Here is a 12,049-nt window from a genome sequence, read left to right as displayed (position 1 = left end):
AGGCGACTTTACTATCATAACAAGTTGCAACCTAGTTGTCAACAAGTTTTTTTATTTGTTTATCACTTCGATGTTTGCTTTAGCAGTTCATCTTAGCGACATTTAATAATATACCATGCCTTCTTTTATTGTGCAATAGTTTTTCGATATATTTCTAAAAACTATTTTCTTGCAAACGAAACGTTCGCCAATTAATAGATACTAGCATATCTAGAGCCACACTAGCATAATGTCTATTAAATCATTATCCGCCAAGGAGGCGTTCACTTGGATACCTTAATTGCAGCTGCACTCTATTTGTCCTTTTGTATGTCTATTCTCTTAATTTCACTTGCTTATTGGGAATCAATTCAAATGTCTAATAAAGAAGGCAAGGTCAACGGCCTTTCATTTATTTCACTTTCAACATTCAGCATGATTTTTTGTTTGTTTACTTCATATTTTTATACCATTCTTTATTAACATGCGTTGTCTTCTTATAAAAAGGAGACATTTCTTTATTTTATTACAATATTCGCATTCAGTATACTTACTTATTGAAATCAATGCGATAACTTCAGTCACTCCTCTTCTTCTATACGTACGATGGACAGTGAAGGAATTTGTCGAATGATTTTTTGGAACACTTTCTTTAAATTTGATAAACTACTTTTAGAAAACGCTTTCATGTATACTTTAACATTATTCAAGGAGGAAACCAAATGAAACCATTGCTTGAATTAACGGTTGGAGAACTTTTAAAAGAAAGTACAAAAAAGTTTGGGCATCAAGAAGCGGTTATCTACTCTGAACAAAATATTCGCTATACGTACGCGGAATTTTATCAAGAAACCTCTCGAGTTGCAAAGGCACTTCTAGCCACCGGTCTCAAAAAAGGCGACCATATCGCTATCTGGGCTACCAATGTGCCGGAATGGTTGCTTCTTCAATTCGCAGCAGCTAGAATAGGCGCTGTTTTGGTTACCCTTAATACAAGTTATCAATCCTCTGAATTAGAGTATGTATTGAGTCATTCTGATACAACAGCGCTATTTTTCATTGAGGAATTTAAAAGCACTTCTTATACGTCTATTATCACTAGTATTGAACATAACCTTCCCAAACTAAAACATCTTATAAACTTAAGTGGATCAAGCGAACATACATCTTGGAATGAGTTTTTAATGAGTAGCTTAATGATCTCGGATGAGGTTCTCGATAAGCATGAACAATCCCTACATAGCCATGATGTTATCAATATGCAATATACTTCCGGAACAACAGGTTTTCCAAAAGGAGTTATGCTAAGTCACCATAATATAGTAAACAACGGCTTTTTAGTTGCTCAGTCTATGAAACTGACTAACGAAGACCGCTTATGCATCCCAGTTCCTTTCTTTCATTGCTTTGGATGTGTGCTGGGTGTTCTAGCATGCGTATCTGTAGGTGCTACTATGCTACCGATTATTGAATTTCAACCTGCCTCTGTTTTACGCACCGTAGAGAACGAAAAATGTACAGCTCTTCACGGTGTACCAACTATGTTTATTGCGGAATTAAATGCACTTGAGTTTAATCAATATGATTTATCTACTCTTCGCACAGGAATCATGGCTGGTTCTAATTGTCCAGCAGAAGTAATGAAACGAGTCATCCATGACATGGGCATCAATGAAATTACGATCGCGTATGGTCAAACCGAAACATCTCCTGTAATCACCCAAACAACCCCAACTGATTCTATCGAGCGGCGAGTACAAACGGTTGGCAAAGTTCATAATCATGTACAGATTCAAATTATTAATCCAGTTACAGGTAAACCAGCTTCTTTCGGAGAACAAGGAGAACTTTGTGCAAAAGGATATTTAACAATGAAAGGGTATTATAAAATGCCGGAAGAAACAGAAAAAACAATTGTAAAAGGTTGGCTACATACAGGAGATTTAGCTACCATCGATAAGGATGGCTATGTAAAAATTACAGGACGTCTAAAAGATATGATTATTAGAGGCGGAGAAAACATTTACCCAAGAGAGATTGAAGAGTTTTTATATAGAATACCCGAGGTAGAAGATGTGCAAATTGTCGGTATTCCTGATCCAAAGTATGGAGAACGAGTTGCTGCATGCATTAAACTCAAGCAACATTCTTTTCTTACCGCTCAAGAAATCAAAGACTTTTGCAAAGGTAAGCTTGCTCATTTCAAAATTCCGGAACATATTTATTTTATAGACGACTTTCCCATGACGGCCTCCGGCAAGATTCAAAAATATAAATTGAAAGAAAAGATTGTAGCGCTTTATAAATAATCAGATTTTTTTGAATTCCATCTGTTATTATGAAGAAAAGTTTACTATACTGATACATATCTGTTTTTCTTCTTTCATACAGATATAAACAACAATGTTTATTGAAATAGGTGAAAATAATGGAAAATGAAATGTTGCTTAAATTAGGTATTTCCGCTGTACTTGGTCTTATTATTGGAATTGAAAGGGAACTAAAACGAAAGCCTGTTGGTTTAAAAACATCTCTCGTAATTTCCATTATTAGCTGTTTACTCACAATTGTTTCGATTGAGTCTTCTCAAATTTTTAATAAAGGTGATCATATCACAATGGACCCGCTTCGTCTGGCCGCTCAAATTGTTTCTGGAATTGGTTTTTTAGGGGCGGGCGTCATTTTACGAAAAGAAAATGACAGCATCTCAGGGCTTACAACAGCGGCTATTATCTGGGGAGCAGCAGGTATAGGCATTGCTGTAGGTGCAGGGTTTTATCCTGAAGCTATTACCGGAGTTGTACTGCTCATTATCAGCGTTGAACTTCTTCCCTTCCTTATTACTATTTTGGGGCCTAGGCAACTGCGCGAGAAAGAGCTTATTCTTCAACTCAAGCTGGCAGATAAGCACAATATCTTTGATACAACTAATAGCATTAGAGAAAAGAATATTACAATTAAAAATATTCGAATCAAAGATTTAGACACCAATGAATTGTATATACGAATGAAAGTGTCAGTTAATAACCAGCGCCCTACTACAGAAGTGTATTACGAAATTCAAAAAATCAGCGGTATTCGAAGCATTGAAGTTGAAAATGTATAAATAAAAAACGGCCAATTGGCCGTTTTTTATTTATATTTTTCAATCTGTTGTAAAAATTCCCGCTGTTTTACTAGAGACAGCCGGTATTGATCATCGATAATTTCTGTTAATAACTCATGTTTACGGCTCTTTGACACATTCAATCTGTGGATAAGAACTCTGCATTCATACAAAAACTGTGTATACTGTGTGTAACTCTCATCATAATTTGAGGATAAGTCTTCTTTGATTCGTTTTGTCAACAAAGGACTAGCGCCATCTGTGGATATTGCTAGCGATAATCTCCCTCTAGAAAACTGTGCAGGGATTTGAATATTTCCATCGGAAAAATTGCTGGCCATATTAACCAACTGATCATTTTTAATATGCTGCTTAACAAACTTATTCACAGCTTGATCATTTGTAGCCACAACAATTAAAAAGACATTAAGTAAGTCTTCTTCTCCTACTTTTTTTCTTTTTACACGCAGCTGATCTTTAACTTCCCATTCATTTATTTCAGCTGAAACAGTTGGAGCAACCACTGTAATGGCTGCTCCTTCTTGTAAAAAACCTTTAATTCTACGAGTTGCGATTGTTCCGCCCCCAACTACTAAGACCGAACGACCCTTTAAATCAAGCATAACGGTATACATCGTATTGATTTCCTTTGCTGGATAATAACGTTTTTACTTGGTGACTTAAAATGTGTGCAAGTCCATCATGATAACCTAGGTAGTTGGCTAAGATAAACTGCTGGGCATCTGTTGATAGCTGCTCCAATTCTTCCTTAATTTCGTTCATTAAAATACCGGTAAACAAAAGGTATGGAAGAACGAATACTTGCTTATACGAAGTGCGTTTAGCAAGGTGCAGGCCTTCTTTTAAATTAGGAGAAGCTGCAGCTAAATAGCATGTGCTCACTTCTTTAAAAGCACCTTTCCCTTTTAGCAGTTGAGCTATTTCGTTAAAATCTTTTTTTACAGCAGGATCACTGCTTCCTCTGCCGACCAACAATACCATCGAATCTTCATGCTTATCCACATTGGTTTCATTGATTCTCTCTAGCAAGATATCAACAATTCGTTCCTCTACGCCGAACGGTTCTCCGTACAGCACTTCTACCTGGGGATAACGTTCATATACTTTGTGTATTTCTTCGGGTATATCATGCTTTGCATGCGCAGCTGTTAATAACAGAAGAGGCACAATTGCAATACGAGTAGCACCTTGTTCAATGCATGCTTCAAATCCTTGTTCAATAGTGGGGGAAGCTAGTTCTAGGAAACAAACTTCTTGAATCGGTACATCTAGATTTTTTTTACATCTTTCAATAAAAGCAACTGCCTGATCAGCGCCTTCTTTTACGCGGCTGCCATGGCAAACATATAAAACTGCATCCATATAATCAACCTCTTTAGTAAGCTTCTTGTGCAAACGAATAGTAATGCTGTCCAGTCTTCTCAAACCAATTTAATCGATCATGAAAATTCACAACTTCACCAACGATAATCATACTTGGATTTTCAATTTGTTCTTCTTTAACAATATCAACAATTGTACCAAGAGTTCCAGTTACAGTGCGCTGGTCCGCACATGTTCCCCAGTGAATCAATGCAATTGGCGTAGCTGAAGTTTTTCCGTGTTTCATTAACTGTTGGCAAATGTACGGTAAGTTCCGCACCCCCATATAAATTGCAAGAGTATCTACACCTTTGGCTAGGCTATCCCATTTGATTGCATCATGCTCGCTATCTTTACGATGACCTGCTACAAAAGCAAAGCTTGCGCTGTATTCCCGGTGAGTGACAGGGATTCCTGCATAAGCAGCGGCTGCGATACCTGATGTAATTCCTGGAACAATTTCAAATGAAATGCCCTGCTGCACGAGAGCTTCTGCTTCTTCCCCTCCGCGTCCAAAAACAAATGGATCTCCGCCTTTTAAGCGCGTTACAATTTTTCCTTTTTTAGCGAATTTCACTAAAAAGTTGTTAATTGTTTCTTGCTTGAGGGTATGGTAGTTCGGAAGCTTTCCGCAGTAAATGATATCCGCATCACTTTTAGCATACTCCAGCAGGTCCTTATTCACTAAACGATCATATAAGATAACATCTGCTTGTTGAATTGCTTTCAACCCTTTTAATGTAATTAAATCTGGATCTCCCGGTCCTGCACCGACTAGATATACTTTCCCCATGAATGCCTTTCACCCTTCCATCATTTCCACGTCTCCGCAGCGCTCCCACATTTTAATTTGAATTAGAACAGCGGACAAAGTCCGCTGTCATTTAGATAAATTTTCGGTTAGCTAAATATTCAATAACAGTTTGTACACATTCTTCTACAGACTGTGTGCTTGTGTTAATTGTTAATTCAGGGTTAGCCGGTGACTCATACGGAGAATCAATTCCTGTAAAATCACGGATTTCTCCACTTCTTGCTTTTTTGTAAAGGCCTTTTGGATCTCTTTTTTCACATTCTTCTAACGGACACTCCACGTATACTTCCAAAAATTCATTCCCCTCTAAGATCTCACGCACTTGAGCTCGGTCCTCTTGGAATGGAGAGATAAATGCTGTTAGTACCACTTGACCGCTGTCTACAAACAGCTTAGAAACCTCACCGATACGGCGAATATTTTCTGTACGATCTTCAGCAGAAAACCCTAGATTCTTATTTAAGCCGAAACGAACATTGTCACCATCTAATACATAGTTGCGAATATTTTTATCAAAAAGCGCTTTTGCCACTGCGTTTGCTACGGTAGATTTACCTGAACCCGAAAGACCTGTAAACCATAATACAAAACTGTGATGATTATTTTGCTCGCGTCTTTCCTCTTTTGTAATTCCAGCATCATGCCACGTAATGTTTGTTGATTTGCTCACTTCAACCGCTCCTTATTTTGAAGATACTTTTTGTTTTGCTAATCCTTTAATTAACACTTCAATTACTTCTTTACGGCTGAATGTGCTTGGTGGCACTTCTCCGTTACGAAGCATTTCACGTACCTTTGTTCCAGATAGAATCATATGATCTTCCTTGCTGTGAGGGCATGTTTTCGTTGATGCCATCGCTTCACACTTTTTGCAATAGAAGCTGTGTTCAAAGAATAAAGGTGTAATTCCTAATTCATCTGCTGTAAAGTTACTAAAGATTTTTTGTGCATCATATGTTCCATAGTAGTCACCCACACCAGCGTGGTCACGGCCTACAATGAAATGTGTGCATCCAAAGTTTTTTCGAACCATTGCATGGAAAATAGCTTCTCTAGGTCCAGCATAGCGCATCGCAGCAGGGAAAACTGCTAAAGCTACACGATCGCTAGGATAATAGTTCTCTAAAAGTACTTCATAACTTTCCATACGGATATCTGCTGGGATATCATCTGACTTTGTTTCTCCTACAAGTGGATTTAAAAATAGGCCGTCTACAATTTCTAATGCCGTTTTTTGAATATATTCGTGCGCACGGTGAACAGGGTTACGAGTTTGGAATCCAACAACCGTTTTCCAACCGCGTTCTTCAAATGCTGCTCTTGTTTCAGTTGGATCTAGGTAATACTTTTCAAAACGCGTTTTAGGTGTACGTTCTACAAGTACGATTGGACCTGCTACGTATACATTTGGGCGTTCCATCATTTTTTTCACGCCAGGATGAGCAAGTTCTGCCGTGCGGTACACGTTCTCCGCTTCTTTTTCTTTATTTGGCGTATATACTTCAGAAACTTCTAAAACACCATACGTTACGCCGTTTTGAACAAGTTTTACTTTGTCGCCAATGTTTAATTCTTTAGCTTGCTCTTCTGTTACAGGAAGAGTGATAGGAATACTCCATACTGTTCCATCTGCTAAACGCATATTTTCAACAACTGATTGATAATCTTTTTCTCCTAAAAATCCTGTAATTGGGCTGTAAGCACCAATTCCAATTAGTTCTAAATCACTTAGAGCCATGTTATCTACTTCGATTTCTTTTGTTAGTGACGTGTAGTCATATGTTGGTTGATATAAATTAATTAATTCTCCACCGTGTGCTTGAATTGTTGTCATTTTGTAAAATCCTCCTTAAATAATTAACACAATATAATAAAAAGCACTTGAATCATGCAGTCATTTTTTCTTTTTCCGACTGCAAGCTTGCTCTTTTTCTTCTAGTCGCTCTAGCTAAGCTTAGAACACCTGCTGTGGCAATACATCCGCTAGCTAGCACCACAAATGAATATAAGTCGCTTTCAAGTACTAATTTCACAAGAACATATGAGATTACGAGTGAAAATACAGGGGATACCACCCAAACCTTTAACATTTGAATGACCACTTCGCGCTGTTCTTTCGTGAATCCCGTTTTCGCTGCTCCTATTCCAATAATAGAAGACGTAGTGACCTGTGTAAGCGGTACTGGCAAACCAAACAGTGAAGCGATTGTGACAAGAGAAGCACCAGTACCCGAGATAATGCACCCTTCCCCTACAGAATAGCGAGTAATTTTTTTCCCGTTTGTTTCAATAACTCGGCCTCCTAGTAAAAGAGCTCCGAGCGCCACTGCCAATCCTCCTGCTATGACACCCGTTGTGGCATCCATTAATCCAGCTCCTACTAGAGGACCGACAGCATTTGCCACGTTATTCATTCCAGCTGAGAAGGCTTCAAAGAATCCCGTCGCTATAACTAAAATCGTTAAAACTCTTTTCCACTTTCCCTCTGCTTCTTTTTTATGCGCTCTGCGTTTTATCACTTTTCCAATCAAAAAAGCAATGACAAATGAAACCAGCGGAACAATAATCCAAAAAGACATGACAACTAAAAGTTTTTCCACATACAGAGATTGATAAGCTACGCCTACTCCAACAACTGAACCAACCGTTACTTCACTTGTTGATAGAGGAATACCAATTAAATTCGCGAAAAAGAGTGAAAGCGTTGCAGCAGCCAGAATGATAATAACTAATTCTACTGACAGCAATTTTTCAGGTATGATACCTGAACTGATGGTTTTTACCACCTCGCCGCCTCCGATAATGGCTCCGAGCACAATACCTACAGCACAGATGAACAGGGCTACTCTTTTCTTTTTAATCGCACCGGAGCCGTATGAAACGCCCATAGCTGCTGCTGCACCACTTGCTCCAATATTCATTGCAAAAAAAAGCGCAATGATAAAGGCAACATATAAAAGCATCATTTATTCAGCTCTTTCGTATTTAAGATTCGTGTAATCCGCATTCAACTTTTTGTGTACCTGCCCATCTTCCTGAACGTAAATCCTCTACATTGTAGGCAGGTGCGGTACAGGGCTCACAGCCAATACTTGGGTAGCCTTGATCATGAAGTTTGTTATATGGTAAATCATGCTTATACACATAGCGCCAAACTTCTTTCCAGGACCAATGAATTAACGGGCAGACTTTCACTTTCTTGAATTTCTCATCTTTATTAAAATAATTCGTGTTGGCACGAGATTCAGACTGCTCGCGTCTCAAACCAGAAATCCACGCATCATAAGGAGCAAGAGATTCCCTTAGCGGGATGATTTTTCGAATTTGACAGCATAGGTTAGGCTGACTCTTCCAAAGTTCATCTCCATGTTTCTCAGCTTGTTCTGCAAGCGTTAAATCCGGTTTTTTCATACGAATACGCAAATCAGGAAAGCGTTCTTTAATTGCATCAATTACTTCATATGTTTCTTTAAAATGAACGCCCGTATCTAAAAAGACAATTTCAGCATCTTTTTTTACTTTTGAAATTAAGTCAATTAACACGATTCCTTCGATTCCAAAGCTTGATGCATAGATAATTGAATCTCCATAAGTATCGTACGCCCACTGCAATGCTGAAAGAGCTCCTTTTGTTTCATCTTCACTGTCGAACTCTGGGAATGTATCGCTCCAGTTTTCATACGTATATAAATCTGCCATTTTCTCCACTCCATTTCTTAGTTATCCGCTTTATCCAATAAAAAAAGACGGTTTTACCCACTAGATTTGGATAAAACCGCCTCTAGTGTGTCTAGTCAGCGAAACTATTTAATTCTTCCTTTGCTTCACGTGTTCAAAGATTTGTTTTAAGTCGGGTTTACCATTATTGTTATCCCTTCTCAAATGATCGCTTGCGCTCTATCAAAATAAAAAGTCTTCCATATTGAAAGACTGGCTAGGCAATAATTTTCCACCTTATCTTTCAAAATGATACACACTTTGCTGGAATTAGCACCTTGCTAAGCAGGTTGCCGGGGTTCAGCGGGCCAGATCCCTCCACCACTCTTGATAAGCATTTTTTAAAAATTTTAGCATATTTAGAATATTTGTCAACATTAAAAATCATATATCCGATAAGAAAACTACACTTTAAATTCACAGAAATATCTATACTTTTATTTAAAACAACATATGTAAATTTAACTCAAATGTGAACATATCAGTTTATAAAACGCTTTCTTTTTTCTCCAACTTTTTATATTCTCTTGCTAAATAAAACACAAAACCTCTCTATAAAATTAATAAGGGATTTATAAGCTTTACGGATAATTCACTGACATTAGCACACATTACAGATAACACTGACTGACAGATAGGAGCTATATAAGATGGAGAGACACCCCTTTCAATTAGACGATACAATTAAAAATAATGTGCGAACATATTTACAGCAGATTTCAACTGAAGCCTCTAATTTAATTAAACATTTAGACACGAGTGATCATTGTATCCTATGTGATTTTGAGGAGATGCGAAAGTTATTTCAAGATGTTCAAGCTACGGCTGCCTCTTATTATTTGCGTCACTATCTATCGCCTTATACATTTGAATATGCTGCTCTGTCCTTAGCTATTCATAACCTTTCTGAGAAACGTCACGGCGCTTTAATTGTCATTGAACGGGAACAAAATGTAGACTCTCTTATTCAAAAAGGAATCCCTATTCAAGCTCCTGTCAGCGCTACGCTAGTTGAGACGCTGTTCTATCCAGGGACACCCTTACATGACGGAGCCGTCCTGATTAGAAATAATCAGCTTATCTCAGCTGCTAATGTTTTACCTCTCTCGTCTATTATTTCAACGACCAAAAAATTGGGAACACGCCACCGTGCAGCCATTGGAATGTCGGAAAAATCGGATGCATTAATTTTAGTTGTATCTGAAGAAACAGGCAAAATTTCGTTTGCTCTTGATGGAAGCCTCTACCCTATTCATTCCAGCAAAAATATGATTTAAGAGCCCTTTCCTGATAAGCAGCCCTATCTTGACTTCTATATCCTTTCTCTTTAATATATTTCATAGTTTTTACATACTATAGATACGGGTGATGCATATGACAATTTTAAAATTTGAACATGTAGGCGTTCAAGTAAAGGATATAGAAGAATCTATTGAGTTCTATACGCAAAAAGTGGGATTACAGCTCATCGAAACACTACCACATACCGATCCATCTTTGAAGCTAGCTTTTCTAGGTTTAGAAGGCAATGTAATCGTAGAGTTAATTCAAGGGTATAACTCAAGCTTACCTAACGAAGGTAAAGTTCATCATTTTGCCCTGGCAGTAGACGGAATTGAAGAGGAGTTTGAGCGTTTAAAATCAGCAGGCGTTTCATTTGTGGAAGAAAACATTGTAACTTTGCCAAATGGAGCAAGATACTTATTTTTCTACGGTCCAGACAAAGAATGGATTGAATATTACGAAGTAAAAAGATAAAGATATCTTATACCTTCAGTAAAAAATGGTCATACTGTGGCTATGACTAATCACTGGAGGTTTTTTTATGATGGAATGGCTATTATTTCGACTTTTTCGTCGTTCTATTTTAGTGCGGCTTCTTTTTATTATCGGCTGCCTTGTTCTGCTTTTCGGCATGCTTATACATTTCCTAGAGCCGCAAACGTTTGGGAATGTGTTTGAAGGAATTTGGTGGGTTATTATTACAATTTCTACTATAGGGTACGGTGATTTTGCTCCGACCACTACGATTGGAAGGTTAGCTGCAATTATTTTAGTCCTGATCGGAACGGGATTTATTACTACTTATTTTGTTACGCTTTCTAAAATTGCTGTTTCCGCTGAGAGCGCTTATTTGGAAGGAAATTTAAAATTTTATGGAAAAGATCACTTTATCGTTGTTGGGTGGAATGAGCGCGCCAAACTCGTGTTAGAGTCTTATCGCGACGCATTTCATAAAGAAGACATTGTTCTTATCGACGACTCTCTGACTAAAAATCCCATGATTTGTGATCGCGTTCATTTTATTAAAGGCAGTCCCTCTCATTATGAAGTATTAGAACTTGCCAACGCTCGGTACGCAAAAAAAGTGCTGATTACTGCCGATCAACATAAGACAGAAGAATATGCAGACATGAATACGATTGTTACGTTAGTCGCTCTGCAAGGATTGAACCCTTCTATTTACAGCATCGTTGAACTGTTAACAAAAAAGCATATTCAAAATGCACAAAATTTGGGGGTGAATGAAATGATTAAAACAAACGAGTTGATTAGTCAAGTCATGTACGAACATATTTTTGTGAAAAAAGTAGAGAGTTTAAAAAAAGAATAGTTCCTTCAATTACTGAAGCAGCGCATCTTCTGCCTCTCTAATTAGATCTTCTCCTAAGCTAATATACTTTTCTGGAAATGAAGCGTCTGCGTCTTGGGGTTCTGCAAACTGATTAAATGAAGCACTCACATTTCCATTGTGAACATCGTCATCTAGACCAATTTGATATTTATGTGAAAGTAAAAATGGCGTGCCAATCTGTACGATTGTTCCTTTAGAATCCAGCTCTCCATTCGTAGCTGTAAACGGGATACGTAAAAACTGATAGCCGACTTCATCATTCATCTTATAGTCGAATGAACCATGGTCATAATCCCAATTTCCTCCAATGTTATACCCAAGCGGCTTAAGCGTTTTTTCTAATTCATAAAGCTTGAATAATGTGCCCTCTAATCTTGAAGATAATTCAATCATGTTATCCCTCCTCTGTTTTAAC

General features: G+C 37.8%; 14 protein-coding genes and 1 riboswitch. Of the genes, 6 read left to right on the top strand and 8 right to left on the bottom strand.

Annotated elements, in window-relative coordinates:
- Nucleotides 1-267: 267 nt before the first annotated feature.
- The 3 genes from POF52_RS20170 to POF52_RS20160 all read left to right on the top strand — a co-directional run bounded on the left by POF52_RS20170 (nucleotide 268) and on the right by POF52_RS20160 (nucleotide 3,085).
- Nucleotides 268-462: a hypothetical protein gene (locus POF52_RS20170; RefSeq protein WP_013059575.1), complete on the top strand. Its 195-nt coding sequence runs from the start codon at nucleotides 268-270 to the stop codon at nucleotides 460-462.
- Nucleotides 463-701: 239 nt separating this feature from the next.
- A complete protein-coding gene (locus POF52_RS20165) occupies nucleotides 702-2,288 on the top strand; it encodes an AMP-binding protein (RefSeq protein WP_271994342.1) in 1,587 nt (528 codons plus the stop codon).
- Nucleotides 2,289-2,407: 119 nt separating this feature from the next.
- Nucleotides 2,408-3,085, top strand: coding sequence for an MgtC/SapB family protein (locus tag POF52_RS20160; protein WP_013059577.1), 678 nt, complete (start codon nucleotides 2,408-2,410; stop codon nucleotides 3,083-3,085).
- 26 nt (nucleotides 3,086-3,111) lie between these two features.
- On the opposite strand, the gene POF52_RS20155 is transcribed toward POF52_RS20160, so the two are convergent.
- From POF52_RS20155 to POF52_RS20125, 7 genes are all read right to left on the bottom strand, one after another.
- Nucleotides 3,112-3,720 carry an NAD(P)-binding protein gene (locus POF52_RS20155; protein WP_271994340.1) on the bottom strand — a complete coding sequence of 203 codons (609 nt, stop codon included), beginning with the start codon at nucleotides 3,718-3,720 and terminating at the stop codon, nucleotides 3,112-3,114.
- Nucleotides 3,701-4,468: a sirohydrochlorin chelatase gene (locus POF52_RS20150; protein ID WP_271994339.1), complete on the bottom strand. Its 768-nt coding sequence runs from the start codon at nucleotides 4,466-4,468 to the stop codon at nucleotides 3,701-3,703. Before POF52_RS20150 ends, POF52_RS20155 begins: the two co-directional genes overlap by 20 nt.
- Before the next feature lie 13 nt (nucleotides 4,469-4,481).
- Nucleotides 4,482-5,261 carry a uroporphyrinogen-III C-methyltransferase gene (gene cobA / locus POF52_RS20145; RefSeq protein WP_013059580.1) on the bottom strand — a complete coding sequence of 260 codons (780 nt, stop codon included), beginning with the start codon at nucleotides 5,259-5,261 and terminating at the stop codon, nucleotides 4,482-4,484.
- A gap of 91 nt (nucleotides 5,262-5,352) precedes the next feature.
- Nucleotides 5,353-5,952: an adenylyl-sulfate kinase gene (cysC, locus tag POF52_RS20140; RefSeq protein WP_014457932.1), complete on the bottom strand. Its 600-nt coding sequence runs from the start codon at nucleotides 5,950-5,952 to the stop codon at nucleotides 5,353-5,355.
- A 12-nt stretch (nucleotides 5,953-5,964) separates the two neighbouring features.
- A complete protein-coding gene (gene sat / locus POF52_RS20135) occupies nucleotides 5,965-7,116 on the bottom strand; it encodes a sulfate adenylyltransferase (RefSeq protein ID WP_013059582.1) in 1,152 nt (383 codons plus the stop codon).
- 52 nt (nucleotides 7,117-7,168) lie between these two features.
- A complete protein-coding gene (locus POF52_RS20130) occupies nucleotides 7,169-8,248 on the bottom strand; it encodes an inorganic phosphate transporter (RefSeq protein WP_176585295.1) in 1,080 nt (359 codons plus the stop codon).
- 19 nt (nucleotides 8,249-8,267) lie between these two features.
- On the bottom strand, nucleotides 8,268-8,981 hold the full coding sequence (locus tag POF52_RS20125) for a phosphoadenylyl-sulfate reductase (protein ID WP_176585294.1): 714 nt from the start codon (nucleotides 8,979-8,981) through the stop codon (nucleotides 8,268-8,270).
- A gap of 252 nt (nucleotides 8,982-9,233) precedes the next feature.
- A riboswitch (SAM riboswitch) is annotated at nucleotides 9,234-9,336 on the bottom strand.
- Between the two features lie 313 nt (nucleotides 9,337-9,649).
- On the opposite strand from POF52_RS20125, the gene cdaS reads away from it, so the two are divergent.
- The 3 genes from cdaS to POF52_RS20110 all read left to right on the top strand — a co-directional run bounded on the left by cdaS (nucleotide 9,650) and on the right by POF52_RS20110 (nucleotide 11,613).
- On the top strand, nucleotides 9,650-10,276 hold the full coding sequence (gene cdaS / locus POF52_RS20120) for a sporulation-specific diadenylate cyclase CdaS (protein ID WP_013085296.1): 627 nt from the start codon (nucleotides 9,650-9,652) through the stop codon (nucleotides 10,274-10,276).
- 97 nt (nucleotides 10,277-10,373) lie between these two features.
- Nucleotides 10,374-10,757, top strand: coding sequence for a VOC family protein (locus POF52_RS20115; RefSeq protein ID WP_176585293.1), 384 nt, complete (start codon nucleotides 10,374-10,376; stop codon nucleotides 10,755-10,757).
- A 67-nt stretch (nucleotides 10,758-10,824) separates the two neighbouring features.
- Nucleotides 10,825-11,613 carry a potassium channel family protein gene (locus POF52_RS20110; protein WP_013085298.1) on the top strand — a complete coding sequence of 263 codons (789 nt, stop codon included), beginning with the start codon at nucleotides 10,825-10,827 and terminating at the stop codon, nucleotides 11,611-11,613.
- A 9-nt stretch (nucleotides 11,614-11,622) separates the two neighbouring features.
- On the opposite strand, the gene POF52_RS20105 is transcribed toward POF52_RS20110, so the two are convergent.
- Nucleotides 11,623-12,027, bottom strand: a complete 405-nt coding sequence (locus tag POF52_RS20105; RefSeq protein WP_271994337.1) for a YugN-like family protein — start codon at nucleotides 12,025-12,027, stop codon at nucleotides 11,623-11,625.
- Nucleotides 12,028-12,049 lie beyond the last annotated feature (22 nt).

Source organism: Priestia sp. AB, from assembly GCF_028369225.1.
Classification (GTDB): domain Bacteria; phylum Bacillota; class Bacilli; order Bacillales; family Bacillaceae_H; genus Priestia; species Priestia megaterium.
This window is presented reverse-complemented; position numbering and strand designations above follow the sequence as displayed.